This is a genomic window from Vibrio sp. 10N.286.49.E11, assembly GCF_041469505.1.
GTDB lineage: Bacteria > Pseudomonadota > Gammaproteobacteria > Enterobacterales > Vibrionaceae > Vibrio > Vibrio crassostreae_C.
On the sequence record NZ_JBFRKQ010000079.1, the window covers coordinates 21,218 to 41,578 of the forward strand.

The following is a 20,361-nucleotide window of genomic DNA, read 5'->3' on the forward strand; positions in this document are numbered from 1 at the left end:
TTGATTATCTCATCGTAACAAACTCTTCGCTGCCCGTTGGGTGAATCGCCACAACAGAGTCGAAGTCTGCTTTGGTTGCGCCCATCTTCATTGCAACGCCGAAGCCTTGAATCATCTCATCAACCGTGAAACCGATGCCGTGTAGGCCAACGACAGTCTCTTCTTCGCCAGCACATACTAGCTTCATCTTACAAGGTTGACGGTGCTTGGTTACTGCTGTGTACATCGCAGTGAAGCCAGATGTGTAAACCTTGATGTTGTCTTTGCCGTATTGCTCTTCAGCTTCTTGAGTCGTTAGACCAATGGTGCCGATAGGTGGGTGGCTGAATACAACAGTAGGAACTAGGTTGTAGTCCATTTTCGCGTTAGTTTGACCGTTGAATAGACGCTCAGAAAGCTGACGACCTGCTTTAACCGCTACAGGAGTTAGCTCGATACCGCCTTCCATGATGTCGCCAACACAGTAGATGCCAGGAACGTTAGTCGCTTGGAACTCGTCTACCTTGATGTAGCCACGATCGTTCGTCTCAACGCCAGTTGATGCTAGGTTGATAGCGTCAGTTGCTGGATGGCGACCGATAGCCCAGATTAGGTGGTCAACGTTTTGGGTGTTGCCGTTCTCTAGGTGTAGAGTCAGTGTGCCGTCTGCTTCTTTCACTACTTCTTTAGGCACTGAGTGCGTGTGAAGTGTTGGACCTTCTGCTTCCATTACTTCTACTAGCGTTTCGATGATCATTGGATCGAAGCTACGTAGTGGAGATTCTTTACGACAGAACAAGTGTGTTTCTGTGCCTAGTGCGCTTAGTACACCTGCGATCTCAACTGCGATGTAGCCAGCACCGATAACCGCAACGCGTTTTGGTTGCTCCATTAGGTCGAAGAAGCCATTTGAGTCGATGCCGTATTCTGCACCTGGGATGTTTGGAATTGTTGGACGACCACCTACCGCGATCAGGATGTGATCTGCTGTGTAGTGTTCACCGTTCACTTCAACTGTCTTTTCATCAACGAACTTAGCAAAGCCTTTGATTACGTTTACTTTGTTGTTACCTAGTACGCGGTCGTAAGATTGGTGGATACGACCAATGTACGCTTGGCGGTTTTCAATCAGCTTGCTCCAGTTAAAGCTTTTTACTTCAACGTCGAAGCCGTAGTCCTCAGAGTATAGGTTGATCGCTTCAGCAACTTGAGCGCCGTGCCACATTACCTTTTTAGGAACACAACCAACGTTTACACAAGTACCACCAAGGTCTTGAGCTTCGATAAGTGCAACCTTTGCACCGTGCATTGCTGCGCGGTTTGCTGATGCGATGCCGCCTGAACCGCCGCCGATACAGATGTAATCAAAATGAGTCGCCATTACTTTCTCCATTTATTGAAGGCTGTGGGTACAGTGAGCGCACTGAACACCTACGTCCTATAGATTCTTAAATTGTATAATTATTATATTGAGGGCAGATCGGTTGAACTCAATCTCCCTGTTTAAAATTTATTCGTGTACGTCACAATCTGCTTAATATTTGTCAGAGCATGACGTTAAGTTCGAGATTACTCGGGTACGATCCACTCTACTTTGAAGTGACCGGTCGCCGGCGCAATTGCTTCCTTCAAGAATGGAAGAATCTCTTTCATTTGGCTTTCTAGCTTCCAAGGCGGGTTAATCACGATCATGCCTGATGCCGTCATGCCACGCTCGTTGGTGTCTGGTGATACGCCAAGTTCGATTTGTAGAATCTTGTTGATGCCTAAGCCTTCGAGACCTTCGATCATATCTTCGATATCACAGCGATTTACTACCGGGTACCAAATTGCGTAGATACCGGTTGCCCAGCGCTTGTGGCTTTGAGCGATTGCAGTCACGACATCACGGTACTCTTTTGCCAGCTCGTAAGGCGGATCGATTAGCACCAAACCACGACGCTCTTTTGGTGGCAGGCTGCCTTTTAAGCGTTGGAAGCCATCTTCTTTGTAGATAGATACCTGACGGTCGCGGTGGAACTCTTGCTCAAGCAGCGGGTGATCGGCTGGGTGAAGCTCAGTCAGTACCATGCGGTCTTGGTCACGCAGGTGTGCACGTGCAACACGTGGAGAACCCGGGTAGTAACGCAGTTTCTCGCCATTATTGAGAATGGAAATAGACTCAAGGTAGCTTTGAATGTCTTCAGGAAGGTCTGTTTGCTCCCACACACGAGCAATACCTTGCTTGTATTCACCGGTTTTTTCAGACCATTCATGCGTTAAGTCGTAACGACCTACACCAGAGTGAGTGTCATGATAAACAAAAGGCTTATCCTTTTGTTTCAAAGAATTAAGAATAAGGCTCTGTACGATATGCTTTACTACGTCGGCATGGTTACCTGCGTGGAAGCTGTGGCGATAACTTAACAAATTAAACTCTCGTAACACTCTCGAATTAGAGTGTGGTTAGTGTAGGTGGGGTTAATCAGACTATTATAACCCTCAATGGACCATAAATTCTCGAACAATTCAGGAACAGTCGCTAGCAATATGCAGTTAGTTATTGGTTCTACTATTGAAATTTGCCTTGTTGGGCACTATTTAATAACTATTCGCAGGTGATTTTTTAGGGCGAACTTTAGCCTGATGACTGTAAGACGACCTCATTACAAAAAAGACGAAAGTCTCTAAAGCCAAAGGAATGTTTATATGTCTAATCCGCTATTAACCTTCACGGACTTACCTCCGTTTTCACAGATCAAGCCAGAGCACGTAAAGCCTGCAGTTGAGCAAGTGATTGAAGCGTGTCGCAACAAGATAGAACAAGTACTTGAAGGTAATACTTCACCAAGCTGGGACAACCTAGTTGCTCCAATTGAAGAAGTGGATGATCGTTTAGGTCGCATTTGGTCACCTGTAAGCCATATGAACTCTGTCGTGAACAGTGACGAACTGCGTGAAGCGTATGAGAGCTGCTTACCTGTGCTATCTGAATACGGCACTTGGGTTGGCCAACACAAAGGCTTGTTCGAAGCGTATAAAGCGATCAAGGCGAGTGAAGCATTCTCTGCACTGAACCGAGCTCAACAAAAAACTATTACCGACGCACTGCGCGACTTTGAATTGTCGGGCATTGGCTTACCTGCAGATGAACAGCATCGTTACGGCGAGATCAGCAAGCGCCAGTCTGAGTTAGGCTCTCAATTCTCAAATAACGTGCTTGATGCAACCATGGGTTGGAGCAAGCAGATCACAGACGTAGCTGAGCTGGCAGGTATGCCTGAATCAGCACTGGCGGCAGCTCAAGCGGCGGCTGAGTCTAAAGAGCAAGAAGGCTACCTACTGACTTTAGATATCCCATCATACCTACCTGTGATGACCTACTGTGATAACCAAGAACTGCGTAAAGAGCTTTATGAAGCGTACGTAACGCGCGCTTCAGATCGCGGTCCAAACGCAGGTAAGTGGGACAACACTGAGATCATCACCGAGCAACTTAAGCTGCGCCACGAGATCGCGCGCATGCTTGGTTTCAGTACTTACAGCGAAAAATCACTGTCGACTAAGATGGCTGAGACGCCAGACCAAGTGCTTGGCTTCCTAAACGACCTAGCAGTAAAAGCCAAACCGCAAGGTGAGCGAGAAGTTGAAGAGCTACGCCAGTTTGCTGAGAAAGAATTTGGTGTCTCTGAGCTAAACCTGTGGGACATCGCTTACTACAGTGAGAAACAAAAACAGAAACTGTTCGAGATCTCTGATGAAGAGCTTCGTCCTTACTTCCCAGAATCTAATGTGGTTTCAGGTCTGTTTGAGGTACTGAACCGCGTGTTTGGTATGTCGGTAACAGAGCGTCAAGGCGTAGACACTTGGCATGAGTCAGTGCGTTTCTTTGATATCTTTGATGCGACTGGAACACTGCGTGGTAGCTTCTACCTAGATCTATACGCACGTGAACACAAACGTGGTGGCGCTTGGATGGATGACTGTCGTGGTCGTCGCATTACCGAATCTGGCGAGCTACAGACCCCGGTTGCTTACCTAACGTGTAACTTCAATAAGCCAGTTGGTGATAAGCCAGCACTGTTTACTCACGATGAAGTGGTGACCTTGTTCCACGAATTCGGTCACGGTATCCACCACATGCTGACGCAAGTAGAAGCGGGCGCAGTTGCGGGTATCAATGGCGTGCCTTGGGATGCGGTTGAATTACCAAGTCAGTTCCTAGAAAACTGGTGTTGGGAAGAAGAAGCGCTGTCGTTCATCTCTGGTCACTTCGAAACGGGTGAAGCGCTACCAAAAGAGATGCTAGAGAAGATGCTAGCGGCGAAGAACTTCCAATCTGCGATGTTTATCCTGCGTCAGCTAGAGCTTGGTTTGTTCGATTTCACGCTACACACAGAATACGACCCTGAAGTGGGTGCTCGCGTACTAGAAACGCTAGCGGATGTTAAGTCTAAGGTGTCGGTACTGCCAAGCCTAGATTGGAACCGTTTCTCACACAGCTTTGGTCATATCTTTGCTGGTGGTTACAGCGCGGGCTACTACAGCTACCTGTGGGCAGAAGTGCTATCGGCAGATGCGTTCTCAGCATTTGAAGAAGAGGGTATCTTCAACACTGAAACGGGTAATCGCTTCCTGAACAACATCCTTGAAATGGGTGGCAGTGAAGAGCCAATGGAGCTGTTCAAACGCTTCCGTGGTCGTGAGCCACAAATCGACGCAATGCTGCGCCACGCGGGAATCAACGCATAATCACGGTAACTATCTAGTTTATTGCGAAAAGAGCCTCTAGTTAGAGGCTCTTTTTTTGTCTGTGCGTTATGCCAAGCAAGGCGAATTAATGTTATGGATTCACATTGCGGTTGATAGGGTTCTGCAATGAAATCAGTGTCTCTGTCGACTGAACTTCATCGATCGCTTGCAGCTTATCGATCAATACAAACTGCAGCTCTTCTATCGACTTACACATCAGCTTTACAAAGATATTGTAAGCACCAGTGGTGTAGTACGCCTCAACCACTTCGTCTAAGGCATTCAGCTTAGCGATCGCCGAGTGGTAATCTTTGGCAGCATTAAGGTTGATGCCAATAAAGCAACACACGTCGTAACCCAGTTTTTTGGTGTTTACCACAACTTCCGTTCGCTCGATAATGTCTGCCGATCTCATCTTTTCGATGCGAACGTGAATCGTCGCAGGGCTGACATCGAACTGCTTTGCCATTTCAGCGTAAGGAGTTCGTGCATCTTCCATCAAGGTTTTGAGAATGGCACGGTCTAGATCATCTAGACGAGCTGTGGTTGTGGACATGCATAATCCTTAGGTTGAATGAAAAACATACCGGCTTGAGTACACATCATAGCCAAGGGTGATAATATTAGCAGTAACTATAGGGTTAGGGTGAATTCAGTGCGATTTTCGTTATTTTTTATTGTGATGTGTTGGAGTGTTTTTGCTTCAGCTCAGGCAAAAGATGTGTTGGTTATTCACTCTTATCATCAAGGCTTTTTCTGGACAGATGATTTCCATAAAGGACTATCTGATGAGCTCGATCGCGATGGGTTATCTTACCGGGTTGTTTATCTCGATACCAAGCGAACTCAAAACGCTGAATACTTAGAGCGAATTTATCAGCTATACCGCACTAAGCTGTCGCATGAAGAGTTTGCCGCTGTAGTCGTCAGTGATAATAACGCCCTCAATCTGATGAAACGCTTAGCGCCCGAACTCAATGGCACGCCCGTTATTTTTGGTGGCATCAACAATTTTTCTCCGCAAATGATTGAAGGCTTGCACGCAACCGGTATCACTGAAGATATTGATATGGCGAGCAATATTGAGCTGATCAATCGACTTCAATCGACGGTTAAAAAAGTTTACGTGGTTACCGATCACTCGGTAACGGGTGAAGCTATTCGCGCTCAAGTGGATTTATTTCTACAAAAACGCCCTGAGTTTTCTGGGATGGTGGAGCAATATACGCCTGATTCTTATCAAGAACTGATGACGTTCGCGCAACGCGCTGATCTAACTAAAAGCTTGTTGTTCTGGGCCTACTACCGCGACATCAATGGTCGGGTCAGCAGCAAAGAAGACTGGCGTCAGCTCAACAAAAAAACTCAGATGCCATTGTATATTGTGCATGATTTAGGACTTGGGTTTGGTGCGATTGGTGGCGTGATCCACAGTGGAGAAACGCAAGGTCGAGACACGGGGCGCGTGCTGTTGAGCGTGCTGAACAATCCTAAGGCTCCATTGCCATTGGTGGTTGCTGGCGCGCCAGAAATCAAACTCGATTACCAACAGATCTCACGTTGGGATTTGGGTGCAGAGAATGAAGCCTCAGTAACCTTCCTCAATAAGCCGAAGTCATTCTTAATGCGCTATCGCGATGAAATTCGCACCATCGGTTTAATGTTCTTGAGCATGTCGTGTGTTATCGCGGTGTTGGTGTATTACCTTAACCGTCTGAAGAAGAGCGAACGTGCAAGTCGCCAAAGCCAACGACTGTTGGAGTCGATATTTGATCAGAGCCTGCAATTTATGGGCATCATTGATAAGGGTGGCGTGCTGCTGTCGAGTAACAGCAAGTTACATGAGCTGCTTTATAATCAAGGCTATAAACTGGGAACGCCGCTGCAACAACACCAACATTGGGAAAGTTCTGCGCGAGAAGTGCTAGCCGAATATTTCATCGCAAAAAGTGAGCACCCAGCCTTACGATTTGAAGCCGAGGTGTGGTGTCGAGATCGCGGTGCGATGGTGTTGGATATTTCATTGAAGCCGATGCCGGGCAGTGAAGACGAAGACATTCAGTTTCTCTTTGAGGCGCGCGACGTGACCTCACGTAAGCTTGCTGAGAATAAGCTGTTCCAACGTGAAGCAAACTTGAAGCTGTATTACGACAAACAGCCGGTGATGATGATTACGCTCGATGGCAATAATCGCATTCAACAAGTGAACCAGTTTGCCGAAGAGCTTTTGGGATACCCTCTCGATCAGTTGTTGGGCCATCGCCCTAGAGAATTCTATGTTGATGAGAACGCGATGATTCCTCGCCATATCTTGCTGCAACCTCAGCATAAGATTCGTGGTGTGTGGCGTCGTGATATCGAATATCGCCATGCCGACGGCAGCAAGAGCTGGATTCGTGAAAATATCCGCCCTTTGGTGGAGTCTGATCAGCTGTTGATTGTGGGTGAAGACATCACCGAAACGCACGAGCTTTCTGAAAAGCTAGAGTATCAGGCTCGCTATGACCTACTGACTGACGCCTTTAACCGCAACCACTTTGAGCAAGAGCTGCAAAAGGCGCTGAAAGAGGTTGAGAGCCACATGCGAACTCACGCAATGTTGTTCCTAGATTTGGATCAGCTGAAAGTGCTGAACGATACCGCAGGACATGAAGCGGGTGATGCTGCGATCTTGTTTAGCGCCAAACTGCTAGAAGACGTACTGCCTTACAATGCGGTGTTAGCGCGAATGGGTGGTGATGAGTTTGCTGTGCTGATGAAAGACTGTACTGAACGAGATGCGGTGAATGTGTGTCGCAGTATTATCTCGATGATGAGTGAGAATCCATTCTTGTGGGATGATATTCGACTCAACCTGACGTGCTCTATCGGTATTCGATTGATCGACCATACAGCAGCTTCACCACAGATGGTGCACGCTCAGGCGGATGCAGCTTGTCATGCCGCTAAAGAAGAAGGTCGCAATCGCTATCATCTTTACCATCAAGATGATGAAGACCTGCGTCGTCGCCATCTTGAGATGGAGTGCGTTAACCTAGTGCATGAGGCCTTGGCTAACGATCGCTTAGAGTTGTTTGCGCAGCGAATTCTTGGCCTAGATGAAGACAGCGATAAAATGCACTTTGAAATCTTGGTCCGCATCAAGAACATCCAAGGGGAATACATCTCCCCGGGGATCTTCATGCCAGCCTCAGAGCGTTATAACATCGCGCATTTGATTGACCGCCAAGTCGTCAGTCAAACCTTGGGTTGGTTGGAGCAACGCCCTGAGGTTATTGAGGAACTGGGGATGTGTTCAATCAATCTTTCCGGTCACTCGATGGGTAACCGTGAGTTTGTCGAATTTTTGATAGATAGCCTGAGCGATTCATCGATACCGTGTCATAAGATTTGTTTAGAGATCACCGAAACAGCGGCCATGAGTAACATGAAGCAGGCGATCAAGTTCTTCACTCGAATCAAAGAGCTTGGCTGCATGATTGCATTGGATGATTTTGGCTCAGGGCTATCGTCATTTGGCTATCTGAAAAAGCTGCCTGTCGATATTGTGAAGATCGATGGCTTGTTTGTACGTGATATTGATGTGAATGAGATGGACCATGTGATGGTTCGCTCGATCAATGATCTTGCCAAGCAGATGGGCAAGCACACCGTGGCTGAGTTCGTTGAAAATACCCAGATTATCGACAAGCTTATCGAACTGGGTGTGAACTACGCGCAGGGCTACATCATAGGGCGACCTAAGCCACTCGCAGAGCTTGTTGAAGAGTTAAGACAAGAGCGAGAGACAGAGCCATTGGTTTAGGTAAGCCGACTTTAGCTGGGAATACTTTTCACCGCTAATATGTATTGTTGAGGCAATCAGGTAAACTGGTTGCCTCTTTTGTTTTGAATACTACTGTCTGTTGGAGACGACCTTGCAACTACAACTGATTTGCGAAGATGCTACCCAAATCGATCATTTGAATGACTTAGCGACCCGCTGGAACTTATCTCATGATGAAAGCAGCGATTTTGCTTTGGTACTGACTAGTGAGCGACTTGAGCTACGTAAAGTCGATGAGCCCAAGCTTGGCGCTATCTTTGTTGATTTAGTGGGAGGCGCAGTTGGCCACCGACGTAAGTTTGGCGGTGGTAAAGGTCAGGCGATTGCCAAAGCAGCTGGTTTAAACAAAGGCGCAACGCCAACTATTCTTGATGGTACTGCAGGCTTAGGGCGCGATGCGTTTGTGTTGGCTTCTCTAGGTTGTAAGGTGCAAATGGTCGAGCGTCACCCCGTTGTGGCCGCACTGCTTGATGATGGCTTGCAGCGAGCGCAACAAGACCCAGATATCGGTGGTTGGGTAACTGAACGCATGAAGTTGATTCACGCATCCAGTCACGATGCGTTGGATAAGCTCAGCAACGATCCTGACTTCGAACAGCCAGACGTGGTGTACCTCGACCCAATGTACCCACACCCAGAGAACAAAAAGAAATCGGCTCTGGTCAAAAAAGAGATGCGCGTATTCCAATCTTTGGTGGGTGCCGATCTGGATGCTGATGGCCTATTTGAGCCAGCGATGAAGTTGGCATCGAAGCGAGTTGTGGTTAAAAGACCGGATTACGCAGCTTGGTTAGACGAGCAAAAACCGAGCATGGCGATCGAAACCAAAAAGAACCGTTTTGACGTCTATGTGAAAGCATCAATGACTTAATTGAAGCATCAATAACTTAGATACACGCTAAGAAAATTTCCCGTCATAAATACGATAAATTGCCATTTAACACTTGCGATAGTCGCGTTACAGATGTATATCTAACTAAGAATCATTATTATTCTTAGCTGGAGTTGAAGCATGGCTAAACGCTTTTGTAAGTTAAACCGTCGAGATATCACCGAACACTTGGGCGAGATCCACAGCTTGGTGACTGAACCTAAGTTCGTGTGTCGTTCTTGCGCGCGTTCTTCGGCGGATCAAGCGAATCTATGCAAACCCACCGCAATTCCACCTCTTGGTTGTCAAAACAAACCCGTTGAAGAGAAAGTCGCATGCGGCCTGCTAGCGGAAACATTACCTGCACCAGAACTGTCGCTTGCGGAAATCAACGAGGCAATTGAACCGAGCGTACAAATGTTCGATCCAGCCGCCGCTGATATGGCCCCTGAGCTTGCCAAAAAAGAAGCCGCACAGAAAAAAGCCAAGCTGAAAAAACTGATGGCGAAGGCGAGCGGTGATGAGAAAGCTGAACTCAAACAAGCGAAGAAAGCGGCTAAGAAACAAGAGAAGTACAATAAGAAACTGGCGAAGATGATTAAGAAGCAGCAAAAGCTGTTTAAGAAAAGTCAGAAGCTGGAAAGTGAATTGGAACGAATCAACCTACAACTTGATGATGTTGCCTTCACTGAAACCAAGACTCAGGTAGTGAGCCACAATCAAATCCACTGAAGTTGATTTGAATGGTTTATTGCTACAGCGATGATTTAAAAAGAGCGACCTTAGGTCGCTCTTTTGCTTTTTGGGGTTATCCGAGCTGACTCATGTAGCTCGTTCAAATCAGCTAAGCGTTGCTTGCGGATCTTGCTACGCGCTTCTTCACCCACGTCTCATTGACGAATAAAGAGAATAAGATAACGGCGCCACCAATAGACAAGCGAACCAAATCTACATCTCTGTTCCAAATCAGGATATTCACCACCAGACCAGCAGGAACCAAGGCATTGTTCATCACTGCCAGCGCGCCAGCATTCACCATGCACGCGCCTTTATTCCACATAAAGTAACCCAGCCCCGACGCAATCAAGCCAAGGTAGATCAGGATTCCCCATTGAAGTGTGGTGGTGGGCAGTTTCTCTGGGTTGCCTAGTAGCATGAAAGCCACTGACGCGACACATAGCGCCCCTAAGTAGAAGTAACCAAATACGGTTCGCTGAGGCAACTCGGTCGATTCCTTCTCCATCACCACCTTGTAGCCCACCTGACCAATAGCAAAGCACAGGTTCGCGCCTTGCACGACGAGGAAGCCGACTAAAAAGTTTTCGTTAATACCTGCGAACTTAATGAATACCGCGCCCAATACCGCAATTGCCGCTGTCACTAGGTACCACGGAGAGAATTGCCCTTTGAGAAAGTCATAAATAAGCGTGACGTAAATTGGCGTGAAAACGGTAAACAAAAGGACTTCAGGAACGGATAGCAGTAAGAAAGATTGATAGTAGAAGCAGTACATCAGGCCAAGCTGGATACCACCAATTGCCATCAATTTAGCGATCAGCTTACGCGATACGCCGCGAAACTTTAGGAAAGGAAGAAATACGACGCCGGCAAGGGCAACACGCATTAAAACAGAGAACCAAGAATCAACCTGACCCGCAAGGTAAACGCCGATCAGGCTAAAGGAGAAGGCCCATAGGAGGGTAACACCAGCTAAATAGCTCATAGTAAAACTTCGTTAATAAGATATGAGCTGTATGTTACCTAACCTTAAATCATTAGTCTTCTGAATCTCTTAGAGGCACGACCAGCATATCAACCGGAGAGGCGTTGATCAGTTGGCGTGTTGAAGAGAGCAGCTTGCTCCAAAAGTCTTGATGGTGACCGCAAACCACGAGATCAACATTGAACTCGTTGATGGTGTCACACAGCTCATGACTCAAATCACCACTGCCTACTAGGGTATGGGTGATCGGGTATTGGGCGTGCTCCGCAAAATTTTGCAGCTGAATACGAGACGCTTCCATCGCGTTGTGCTGGGTTTCGGCCATGTTGATATCAATCAGGCCGGTATACAGCTCTGCGTAGTTAATATCGATATGGATAAAAGAGACTTTGGCTTCCAATGGCTTAGCCAATGCTACCGCTTTATCCACAATTAATTTGCTGTCTTCTGATAAATCGACCGCGACCAAAATATGTTTGTAACTCATATCGCTACCTCCTTTATTCATTGTCTGATTTAAGATTAGCACTATGCGATGGTTTTTTTTGCTGAAGTGATCTCATATCCACTGTCTTGCGTAATGACAGCTCGAAATATTGGTTAACTAATGGCCTGCGAGATATTCATTAAATAGTGATATAGTAGAGAAAATTGAGGATGTAATTAGGAGTCTTAAATGCTGTCAAAAACTATGGTTGAGCAACTGAATGATCAAATTAACCTAGAATTTTTCTCATCCAATCTATACTTACAAATGAGTGCTTGGTGTGAAGACAAAGGATTTGAAGGTGCAGCAGAGTTTCTGCGTGTTCATGCAGTAGAAGAAATGGAACATATGCAGCGTCTTTTCACTTACGTAAGCGAAACAGGTGCAATGCCAATTCTGGGTTCGATTGAAGCACCGAAACACGAATTCGAAAGCCTTGGTGCAGTGTTCCGTGAAACTTATGAACATGAGCAGATGATTACTGAAAAGATCAACAAACTGGCTCACGTTGCTTTCAGCACACAAGACTACTCAACCTTTAACTTCCTGCAATGGTACGTTGCAGAGCAACACGAAGAAGAGAAGTTGTTTAAAGGTGTATTGGATAAGCTAGAGCTTGTTGGTGAAGACGGTAAAGCACTGTTCTTTATTGATAAAGACCTAGCGCAATTGGCAAAAGATGGTTCATCTTCAATTATGGAAGCTCCTGCCGTTTAGGTAGTACGAGAAAGACACTGATTATCTTTTTCTTTTGAGTTTTCTTATGAAGATGTAGGGAGGAAAGGATGATCAGCGGCGACACTATTCTATTTGCACTAATGGTTGTGACTTGCGTGAACTGGGCGCGTTATTTTACTGCGCTAAGAACGCTCATTTATATTATGCGAGAAGCGCATCCTCTACTTTATCAACAAGTAGACGGAGGCGGTTTTTTCACAACCCATGGCAATATGACCAAACAGGTTCGCCTGTTCAGTTACATCAAAAGCAAAGAGTATCACCATCATCATGACGAAGTTTTTACTTCGAAGTGCGATCGCGTAAGACAGTTATTCATACTCTCTTCCGCTCTGCTAGGTGTAACCTTGCTGTCTTCTTTCATCGTCTGAGTTTTTAGTACGTGTGAAGTAGAGCTTAGGTTCTGGTGTGAAGCTTCGGTTGTTGGTTCGCTAAGTTAAGTAGTGGTTTTGCTGCTGTCTGCTAATTGTTCAATTGAACATCAATTGCAAAGTTTAAAATTGCCGCTAAAATAGCGAGCAATTAGTAAGGATGTGCTGTTTATGCACATCCTTTTTTATTGATGGCATTTCGAGAACAGGGTGTACTCGGGCTGCAAAAGTGAAGAAAAGCAGAACCACATGAGTGAAAAATTTGATGTAATCGTAATTGGTGCGGGCGCCGCAGGCTTAATGTGTGCTGCGGAAGCTGGTAAACGTGGCCGACGAGTGCTGGTGGTTGATCATGCAAAGAAACCAGGCAGAAAAATTTTAATCTCAGGTGGCGGTCGTTGTAACTTCACTAACTATGATGTTTCAGCCAACAACTTCCTGTGTAACAACCCTCACTTCGTGAAGTCAGCTTTATCTCAATACACCAACTGGGATTTTATCTCGATGGTGAGCAAGTACGGTATTGAGTTCGAAGAGCGTGATCACGGCCAGTTGTTCTGTGTGAATGACCACACAGCAAAAGATATCGTGAGCATGCTGCTTGACGAGTGTAAGCAGGCGAAAGTCGAACAACGCTACCGTTGTGATGTTCACTCCATCGAAAAAACAGACGCTGGCTTCAAGATGCACCTCAATACCGACGAAGTTGAGTGTGACTCACTGGTTGTGGCGACAGGTGGTTTGTCGATGCCTAAGCTGGGCGCAACGCCATTTGGCTACAAGATTGCCGAGCAATTTGGTTTGTCTGTGATGCCAACTACCGCAGGCTTAGTACCATTTACTCTGCATAAAGAAGATAAAGAAGATTTCGCTGAGCTTTCAGGAATCGCGATTCCTGCTGAGATCACCGCGCAAGACGGAACCTTGTTCAAAGAAGCGTTGCTGTTTACTCACCGCGGCCTATCGGGTCCTTCAGTTCTGCAAATTTCTTCTTTCTGGAAAGCGGGTCAGTCGGTTTCGATTAATCTAGTACCTGAAGTCGATGTGGCTGAACTGCTGGCTAACTCTCGCGAGAAGCACCCAAATCAGAGCCTGAAAAACACCTTGGCGAAAGCACTGCCGAAGCGTTTTGTTGAAGTGTTGATTGACCGCAAAGAGCTGGAAGACAAGCCGCTCAAGCAGTTCAATGAAAAACAGCTGAATGACATCGTAGAGCATCTAGAAAACTGGAAAATCGCGCCAAACGGCACCGAAGGTTACCGTACTGCCGAAGTAACTCTAGGTGGCGTGGACACCAATCACCTATCTTCAAAAACCATGGAATGTAAGAGCGTGTCTGGCCTCTATTTCATTGGTGAAGTGATGGACGTAACCGGTTGGTTAGGCGGCTATAATTTCCAATGGTGTTGGAGTTCTGGCTTTGCAGCAGGTCAGTGGGTTTAAGCTTACCCATAGATTCTAAATTATATAAAAATGGCGAGTCATACGACTCGCCATTTTTGTATCTAACATTGTGTACTAGCTCTAGATTCGACTTTATTGATAGCTTTTCGCTCTCAATCGAATCTTTTAGCTCTTATTTACGCCGGTTTGTTTTTTGAAAACTTGATCTGTTGAATCACTAAGCCAGCAATGATCAGTACCAAGCCAAACAGGGTCGCTGGGTGAATCTCTTCGCCGATAATGGTGGAAAGTAGCATCAAAGAGATAAAAGGTGATGCGAAAATCAGGTTACTGATACGGGCCGTGTTGTTGGTGAGCTTCAATGCTGATAGCCACAATACAAAGGTAATCCCCATCTCAAACAGGCCAACATAAGTTACGGCCATCCAACCTTTCGCTGTGATTTGGCTAAAGCTCTCGCCTTCAAAAAGGGTTAAACCGATCGCGAAAGGTAATGCCACTAAGAAACCAAGCAGTACGCCAACCACTGGGTCAGCCTTGTTTTTGGTGTTGAGAATCCAATATCCTGCCCAAAGCAGAGTAGAAAGCAGCGCCAGTGCCACACCGAGTGGGCTATCGAACTGCATGCCTAACACATCGCCTTTGGTGGCAATAACTACCACACCCGCATAGCTGAAGGTACACGCAATCCAATCTTGCTTACGAATCTTTTGCCCCAGAAAAACCGCCGCCATTAAGGTTAGCGTGATAGCCCAGCTGTAGTTGATGGCTTGAGCTTGAGAAGCGGGCAGCAGGTCGTAGGCTTTGAATAGAATCAGGTAATAAGCCAATGGGTTAACCAAGCCGAGCAGCAGGTAATACCAAGGGTTTGAAAGGAACGTTGTACTCAGCTGAGAGAGCTTACCTTGAAAGGCGCAGACTGCGATCAGCGCAATCGACGACACAATACTGGCAATGGTCAGCATTTGAATCGGTGAAAACTCAGCAAGGGTCAGCTTAAAAGCAGTAGCGACCGTTGACCACAGCAGTACTGCGGAAAGGCCAAAGCCCAAGGCACGACGTTCGTTCATGGCAACTCATTCTAATTTGATGGGACAGAATACGGAGCGCCTAGTCTATCTGTCGAATTTTAATACGGCAAACTGGACATTTATCCAGTATCAAAATACCATTTAATGAGTTATTTCAAATTAGGCTAAATCATTATCATGCAATGGATTATCGAACATCAGGCAACGCTTATTGCTGCAATTTCTGGCGCGCTCGTCAGCGGCGGTGTGGTGGGTTGGTGGATTAAACAGAAGCTCTCTTTTCAGCAGCGATTGCTCGAGCAGCAGCTAGAGTCCGATCGTTTGTTGCATGAATCTCAGCAATCTCAGCTCAAAGTATCACTCGCAGAGGCGCAACAAGAACTCAATGAGTTAGATGATGACCGAGACAAAGCGGCATTCGAGCTCAAGCAAGCGCACGGTAAGGTGATGGCTGCGATGGAAAAGCTGCGCTACTTTGAGGCTGTGAAGCAAGAGCGCCAGCAGTACGCCGATGAGATCAATGTGCTTAAGGATCATAAGTCTGAATTAGAAGCTGAGCTGCGCGAACAAGAAGCAAGACACGACCAAGAAAACCTCGCCAATAGCGAAAAGCTACAGTTGCTAGAGCAAGCCGAATCTCGACTTAAGCAGCAGTTCGAACTGTTAGCGAATCAACTGTTTGAGAGCAAAACCGCTAAGGTCGATCAGCAAAATAAACAGAGCCTAGAAGGTTTGTTGTCTCCATTGAGAGAGCAGTTGGAAGGCTTCAAGAAACAAGTGAACGACAGCTTTAGCCAAGAAGCCAAAGAGCGTCATACCTTAGTTCATGAGCTTAAAAACCTGCAACGTCTTAATGAGAGCATGACACGTGAAGCGGTTAATCTGACCCAAGCACTAAAGGGCGATAATAAACAGCAGGGTAACTGGGGCGAAGTAGTACTGGCACGGGTGCTGGCAGAATCAGGGCTGCGCGAAGGTCATGAATACCAAACTCAAGTGAACCTGCAAAACGATGCGGGCAAGCGTTACCAGCCAGATGTGATTGTGCATCTGCCACAAGACAAGCAAGTGGTGGTGGATTCAAAAATGGCTTTGGTGGCCTTTGAGCGTTACTTCAATGCTGAAACTGATCAACAACGTGATGCTGCATTACGTGATCACTTGGCTTCATTGCGCGCACACATTAAAGGCTTGAGCCAGAAGGATTATCATCAGCTCAAAGGCATACAGAGCTTGGATTACGTGTTGATGTTTATTCCGGTAGAACCTGCGTTTCAGGTGGCGATTCAAGCCGACCCTAGCTTAGTTAAAGATGCGATGGAGCAAAATATCATCTTGGTTAGCCCAACCACCTTGCTGGTGGCACTGCGTACCATTGATAACTTGTGGCGCAACGATAGACAGAATCAGAACGCGCAAGTTATCGCGGAACGTGCGAGCAAGCTTTACGACAAATTACGCCTGTTCGTTGATGATATGGAAGGTCTTGGAAGCTCATTAGATAGAGCCAACCAAAGCTACCAAGGAGCGATGAATAAGCTAGTGACTGGGCGTGGCAATGTGATCCGTCAGGCGGAAAGCTTCAAGCAACTCGGTGTTGAAGTGAAGAAACCGATCTCGATTGGTTTGGCCGAAATGGCGCAAAATGAGGCTTTTTCAGAAAATGCCTCCTTAGTAGAAAGACAACCCGCTGAGGATAAAGTAAACTAATCGGCCGCAGCGCCTCTAAACACGGAGCGTGCTGTCGATGAGAACTTACCATGGTAGATAACAGCATTATGGACACAAGCGTGCAGACAAATTCAGCAGTAGAGTCAGAAACCACACACTTTGGTTTCGAAACAGTCGCGAAAGACGAAAAAGTCGCGAAAGTAGCAGAGGTATTTCACTCTGTAGCCGCTAAATACGACATCATGAATGACTTAATGTCGGGTGGTGTTCACCGCTTGTGGAAGCGATTCACGATTGATTGCAGTGGCGTTCGCCCTGGTCAGCGTATCCTAGATCTTGGTGGTGGTACTGGCGACCTTACTGCGAAATTCTCGCGTATCGTTGGTGAAAAAGGCCACGTGGTTCTTGCTGATATCAACAACTCAATGCTGAATGTTGGCCGTGATAAGCTGCGTGATAGCGGCATTGTTGGCAACGTACACTACGTACAAGCGAACGCTGAAGAGTTGCCATTCCCAGATAACTACTTCGATTGCATTACGATCAGCTTCTGTCTGCGTAACGTAACCGATAAAGACCAAGCGCTGCGTTCTATGTACCGCGTACTTAAGCCGGGTGGCCGTCTGTTGGTTCTTGAGTTTTCTAAGCCAGTGCTTGAGCCACTATCAAAGGTTTACGACGCATACTCTTTCCACCTGTTGCCAAAAATGGGTGAGTTGATTGCTAACGATGCAGACAGCTACCGTTACCTTGCAGAATCTATTCGTATGCACCCAAATCAAGAGACTTTGGAAGGCATGATGCAAGAAGCGGGCTTTGAAAATACAAAATACTTCAACCTAACGGGCGGCATTGTTGCGCTGCACCGCGGTTACAAGTTCTAGTCGAGCTTGGTAGCAGGCTCGCTGAGCGTGCTAAACAATAAGAATAAAGATAGAACGGATAGGTTAAGGCTTATCCGTTTTCAAAGGTAAGGACAGTCATGCCACTTGATCCATTGGTAACCGCGGTTATTGAAACCTCTTTAAATACTTTCGTGAACGATGATCCAGCACTGGTTCGTCGTTTGTCTCGTTTAAAGGGGCAGATCATTCAAGTCAATTTGAAAGAGTTGAATAAAACACTCACTTTCGTTTTCAGCCAACAGATTGATGTGTTGTCAGAATACGAAGGGCAGCCTGACTGCTACCTATCTTTGAACCTATCGGTGTTACCTGAACTGCGTGAGCAATCGAACATCACCAAGCTGATCAAGCAAGATAAGCTGATCTTAGAAGGTGATATTCAACTGGCTCAGAAATTCGCTCAACTGATGACAGACTGCAAGCCTGATTTGGAAGAGTGGTTATCGCGCGTAACGGGTGATGTGGTTGCGCATACCTTGGTGCAAGGCGTTAAAAACGTCGGTGGCTTTGTAGCAAAACAGGCAACTAAGCATCAAAATCATGTTGCTCAAGTTCTGACTGAAGAGTGGAAGATCGCACCTGCACCGTTAGAAGTCGCGCATTTTTGCGACCAAGTTGATGACGTAAAAAGCTCTGCTGCTCGTCTTGAAGCTAAGTTGAACGCTCTGTTGGAGAAAGCATGACCCCAGCAGAACTGAAACGTCTTTATCATATTATCAAGGTACAGTTGGAATACGGCCTTGATGAGTTGATGCCGGAACACCAACTGACTAAAGCCCCTTTGTTGGCGCGAAAGTCACTGTTTTGGCTCAAGAACAAGCATCAAGATAAAGAGTTGGGTCATCGCTTGCGCCTTGCGCTGCAAGAACTTGGTCCAGTGTGGATCAAGTTTGGACAGATGATGTCGACACGTCGTGATCTGTTCCCTCCTCATATCGCCGATCAGTTGGCGTTGTTGCAAGACCAAGTTGCGCCGTTTGATGGTCAACTGGCGAAGCAAGATATGGAAAAGGCGTTGGGTGGCAGTTTAGACAACTGGTTTACCGACTTTGATATCGAGCCACTGGCTTCTGCTTCTATCGCTCAGGTGCATACCGCAAAGCTTAAAGAGAGCGGTCGTGAGATTGTTCTGAAGGTAATTCGACCTGATATTCGCCCGGTGATTGACGCAGATCTAAAACTGATGCACCGAATGGCGCGTATAGTCGCTAAGTCGCTTCCTGAAGCACGTCGTTTGAAACCGGTTGAAGTGGTTCACGAGTACGAGAAAACGTTACTTGATGAACTCGACCTGCGCCGTGAGGCGGCCAATGCCATTCAACTGCGACGTAATTTTGAAGGCAGTGAAGAGCTGTATGTTCCAGAGGTTATCCCTGATCTAAGCAGCGAAACCCTGATGGTGTCAGAGCGAATCTATGGTATTCAAGTCTCCGATATTGAGACGCTAGAAGCCAACGGCACCAACATGAAATTGCTCGCGGAACGCGGTGTGACGGTATTCTTCACCCAAGTATTCCGAGATAGCTTTTTCCATGCAGACATGCACCCGGGCAACGTATTTGTTAACCCAGAGAATCCAGATAACCCTCAGTGGATTGGTTTGGATTGTGGCATTGTTGGTACGCTCAATAGCGAAGATAAGCGCTATTTAGCAGAGAACTTGTTGGCTTTCTTCAATCGAGATTACCGTAAAGTTGCTGAGCTACACGTTGATTCGGGGTGGGTGCCACACGACACTAACGTCAATGATTTTGAGTTCGCGATCCGTATGGTGTGTGAGCCAATCTTTGCAAAACCACTTGGCGAGATCTCATTTGGCCATGTGTTGCTAAACTTATTTAATACAGCAAGACGTTTCAACATGGAGGTTCAACCTCAGTTGGTGCTTCTGCAAAAGACCTTGTTGTATGTCGAAGGCCTAGGCCGTCAGCTGTATCCGCAACTTGATTTGTGGGCAACGGCGAAGCCTTTCCTTGAAACCTGGATGATGAATCAGGTGGGGCCGCAAGCTGTGATCAACGCAGTAAAAGAGCGTGCGCCATTCTGGGCAGAAAAACTGCCAGAGCTGCCAGAGCTACTTTATGACAGCTTGCGCCAAGGTAAAGCGATGAACCACAGAATGGATCAGCTTTATCAAGGTTACCGAGATAGTAAGCGTCAGCAAGCAACTGGAAAGTTTTTGTTTGGCGTTGGAGCCACTTTAGTCGTATGCTCCGCAATATTAGTTTCAAGCCCTTATGAGCAGCTATCTATGGGCTGTGGCATCGCAGGTGTCACATTTTGGTTGCTTAGTTGGCGAGCTTACCGTCGTTAGACAGTAGACTCTCTTAATATTTTTATGTGTAGACAGACCCGAGGACAATGACAATGGGTGGTATCAGTATTTGGCAACTTCTAATCATTGCTGTAATTGTAATTTTGCTATTCGGAACAAAGAAACTGCGCGGTATGGGTGGTGACTTAGGTTCAGCGGTTAAAGGCTTCAAAAAAGCGATGAGCGATGAAGACAAGCCTGCAGATAAGAAAGATGCAGACTTCGAACCAAAGAATATTGAACAGCAGAAGACAGAAGCTCACGCTGAAACAACTGCTGAAACAAAGAAAGACAAAGAGCAGGCGTAAAT

At 46.6% G+C, this 20,361-nt stretch carries 18 protein-coding genes; 12 read left to right on the forward strand and 6 right to left on the reverse strand.

Annotated elements, in window-relative coordinates:
- Positions 1 to 4: 4 nt before the first annotated feature.
- Entirely contained in the window at positions 5 to 1,360 is a 1,356-nt protein-coding gene (gene gorA, locus AB4167_RS18700; RefSeq protein WP_372136898.1) for a glutathione-disulfide reductase, read from the reverse strand.
- A 188-nt stretch (positions 1,361 to 1,548) separates the two neighbouring features.
- Entirely contained in the window at positions 1,549 to 2,388 is an 840-nt protein-coding gene (locus tag AB4167_RS18705) for a 23S rRNA (adenine(2030)-N(6))-methyltransferase RlmJ (protein ID WP_137002170.1), read from the reverse strand.
- A 279-nt stretch (positions 2,389 to 2,667) separates the two neighbouring features.
- On the opposite strand from AB4167_RS18705, the gene prlC reads away from it, so the two are divergent.
- Entirely contained in the window at positions 2,668 to 4,710 is a 2,043-nt protein-coding gene (gene prlC / locus AB4167_RS18710) for an oligopeptidase A (RefSeq protein ID WP_017071475.1), read from the forward strand.
- 91 nt (positions 4,711 to 4,801) lie between these two features.
- On the opposite strand, the gene asnC is transcribed toward prlC, so the two are convergent.
- The gene (asnC, locus tag AB4167_RS18715; protein WP_008218581.1) at positions 4,802 to 5,266 is read right to left on the reverse strand and encodes a transcriptional regulator AsnC; all 465 of its coding nucleotides are present in this window, start codon (positions 5,264 to 5,266) and stop codon (positions 4,802 to 4,804) included.
- Positions 5,267 to 5,392: 126 nt separating this feature from the next.
- Here asnC and AB4167_RS18720 point away from each other — a divergent pair, with 126 nt between their 5' ends.
- The 3 genes from AB4167_RS18720 to AB4167_RS18730 all read left to right on the forward strand — a co-directional run bounded on the left by AB4167_RS18720 (position 5,393) and on the right by AB4167_RS18730 (position 10,139).
- The gene (locus AB4167_RS18720) at positions 5,393 to 8,515 is read left to right on the forward strand and encodes an EAL domain-containing protein (protein WP_372136902.1); all 3,123 of its coding nucleotides are present in this window, start codon (positions 5,393 to 5,395) and stop codon (positions 8,513 to 8,515) included.
- Positions 8,516 to 8,627: 112 nt separating this feature from the next.
- Positions 8,628 to 9,407, forward strand: a complete 780-nt coding sequence (locus tag AB4167_RS18725; RefSeq protein ID WP_017063046.1) for a class I SAM-dependent methyltransferase — start codon at positions 8,628 to 8,630, stop codon at positions 9,405 to 9,407.
- A 141-nt stretch (positions 9,408 to 9,548) separates the two neighbouring features.
- Complete coding sequence (locus tag AB4167_RS18730; RefSeq protein WP_017060147.1) at positions 9,549 to 10,139, forward strand: hypothetical protein; 591 nt, start codon at positions 9,549 to 9,551, stop codon at positions 10,137 to 10,139.
- Positions 10,140 to 10,251: 112 nt separating this feature from the next.
- On the opposite strand, the gene AB4167_RS18735 is transcribed toward AB4167_RS18730, so the two are convergent.
- Both AB4167_RS18735 and uspA read right to left on the reverse strand, forming a co-directional pair.
- Positions 10,252 to 11,130: a carboxylate/amino acid/amine transporter gene (locus tag AB4167_RS18735; RefSeq protein WP_017060148.1), complete on the reverse strand. Its 879-nt coding sequence runs from the start codon at positions 11,128 to 11,130 to the stop codon at positions 10,252 to 10,254.
- Between the two features lie 52 nt (positions 11,131 to 11,182).
- Complete coding sequence (uspA, locus tag AB4167_RS18740; protein WP_017060149.1) at positions 11,183 to 11,617, reverse strand: universal stress protein UspA; 435 nt, start codon at positions 11,615 to 11,617, stop codon at positions 11,183 to 11,185.
- 189 nt (positions 11,618 to 11,806) lie between these two features.
- Between uspA and ftnA the strand changes: the two genes are divergently transcribed.
- The 3 genes from ftnA to AB4167_RS18755 all read left to right on the forward strand — a co-directional run bounded on the left by ftnA (position 11,807) and on the right by AB4167_RS18755 (position 14,169).
- Positions 11,807 to 12,334: a non-heme ferritin gene (gene ftnA, locus AB4167_RS18745; RefSeq protein ID WP_017070096.1), complete on the forward strand. Its 528-nt coding sequence runs from the start codon at positions 11,807 to 11,809 to the stop codon at positions 12,332 to 12,334.
- A 68-nt stretch (positions 12,335 to 12,402) separates the two neighbouring features.
- A complete protein-coding gene (gene uspB, locus AB4167_RS18750; protein ID WP_009848060.1) occupies positions 12,403 to 12,726 on the forward strand; it encodes a universal stress protein UspB in 324 nt (107 codons plus the stop codon).
- 249 nt (positions 12,727 to 12,975) lie between these two features.
- Entirely contained in the window at positions 12,976 to 14,169 is a 1,194-nt protein-coding gene (locus AB4167_RS18755; protein WP_136977229.1) for an NAD(P)/FAD-dependent oxidoreductase, read from the forward strand.
- 137 nt (positions 14,170 to 14,306) lie between these two features.
- Here AB4167_RS18755 and AB4167_RS18760 read toward each other — a convergent pair whose 3' ends face one another.
- Positions 14,307 to 15,200, reverse strand: a complete 894-nt coding sequence (locus AB4167_RS18760) for a DMT family transporter (protein ID WP_017070098.1) — start codon at positions 15,198 to 15,200, stop codon at positions 14,307 to 14,309.
- A 138-nt stretch (positions 15,201 to 15,338) separates the two neighbouring features.
- Between AB4167_RS18760 and rmuC the strand changes: the two genes are divergently transcribed.
- The 5 genes from rmuC to tatA all read left to right on the forward strand — a co-directional run bounded on the left by rmuC (position 15,339) and on the right by tatA (position 20,359).
- Positions 15,339 to 16,871 carry a DNA recombination protein RmuC gene (gene rmuC, locus AB4167_RS18765; protein ID WP_372136899.1) on the forward strand — a complete coding sequence of 511 codons (1,533 nt, stop codon included), beginning with the start codon at positions 15,339 to 15,341 and terminating at the stop codon, positions 16,869 to 16,871.
- A 65-nt stretch (positions 16,872 to 16,936) separates the two neighbouring features.
- The gene (gene ubiE, locus AB4167_RS18770) at positions 16,937 to 17,716 is read left to right on the forward strand and encodes a bifunctional demethylmenaquinone methyltransferase/2-methoxy-6-polyprenyl-1,4-benzoquinol methylase UbiE (RefSeq protein WP_026012235.1); all 780 of its coding nucleotides are present in this window, start codon (positions 16,937 to 16,939) and stop codon (positions 17,714 to 17,716) included.
- 98 nt (positions 17,717 to 17,814) lie between these two features.
- Entirely contained in the window at positions 17,815 to 18,420 is a 606-nt protein-coding gene (locus tag AB4167_RS18775) for an SCP2 domain-containing protein (RefSeq protein ID WP_102320565.1), read from the forward strand.
- Positions 18,417 to 20,051: a ubiquinone biosynthesis regulatory protein kinase UbiB gene (gene ubiB, locus AB4167_RS18780; RefSeq protein ID WP_017065813.1), complete on the forward strand. Its 1,635-nt coding sequence runs from the start codon at positions 18,417 to 18,419 to the stop codon at positions 20,049 to 20,051. Before AB4167_RS18775 ends, ubiB begins: the two co-directional genes overlap by 4 nt.
- A 53-nt stretch (positions 20,052 to 20,104) precedes the next feature.
- Positions 20,105 to 20,359, forward strand: coding sequence for a Sec-independent protein translocase subunit TatA (gene tatA / locus AB4167_RS18785; RefSeq protein WP_017060154.1), 255 nt, complete (start codon positions 20,105 to 20,107; stop codon positions 20,357 to 20,359).
- Positions 20,360 to 20,361: the final 2 nt, after the last annotated feature.

Coding starts and splice junctions, on each gene's coding strand:
- gorA (WP_372136898.1), bottom strand. CDS start 1,360: ATGGCGACTCATTTTGATTACATCTGTATCGGCGGCGGTTCAGGCGGC.
- prlC (WP_017071475.1), top strand. CDS start 2,668: ATGTCTAATCCGCTATTAACCTTCACGGACTTACCTCCGTTTTCACAG.
- asnC (WP_008218581.1), bottom strand. CDS start 5,266: ATGTCCACAACCACAGCTCGTCTAGATGATCTAGACCGTGCCATTCTC.
- AB4167_RS18720 (WP_372136902.1), top strand. CDS start 5,393: ATGTGTTGGAGTGTTTTTGCTTCAGCTCAGGCAAAAGATGTGTTGGTT.
- AB4167_RS18730 (WP_017060147.1), top strand. CDS start 9,549: ATGGCTAAACGCTTTTGTAAGTTAAACCGTCGAGATATCACCGAACAC.
- AB4167_RS18735 (WP_017060148.1), bottom strand. CDS start 11,130: ATGAGCTATTTAGCTGGTGTTACCCTCCTATGGGCCTTCTCCTTTAGC.
- uspA (WP_017060149.1), bottom strand. CDS start 11,617: ATGAGTTACAAACATATTTTGGTCGCGGTCGATTTATCAGAAGACAGC.
- ftnA (WP_017070096.1), top strand. CDS start 11,807: ATGCTGTCAAAAACTATGGTTGAGCAACTGAATGATCAAATTAACCTA.
- uspB (WP_009848060.1), top strand. CDS start 12,403: ATGATCAGCGGCGACACTATTCTATTTGCACTAATGGTTGTGACTTGC.
- AB4167_RS18755 (WP_136977229.1), top strand. CDS start 12,976: ATGAGTGAAAAATTTGATGTAATCGTAATTGGTGCGGGCGCCGCAGGC.
- AB4167_RS18760 (WP_017070098.1), bottom strand. CDS start 15,200: ATGAACGAACGTCGTGCCTTGGGCTTTGGCCTTTCCGCAGTACTGCTG.
- rmuC (WP_372136899.1), top strand. CDS start 15,339: ATGCAATGGATTATCGAACATCAGGCAACGCTTATTGCTGCAATTTCT.
- AB4167_RS18775 (WP_102320565.1), top strand. CDS start 17,815: ATGCCACTTGATCCATTGGTAACCGCGGTTATTGAAACCTCTTTAAAT.
- ubiB (WP_017065813.1), top strand. CDS start 18,417: ATGACCCCAGCAGAACTGAAACGTCTTTATCATATTATCAAGGTACAG.
- tatA (WP_017060154.1), top strand. CDS start 20,105: ATGGGTGGTATCAGTATTTGGCAACTTCTAATCATTGCTGTAATTGTA.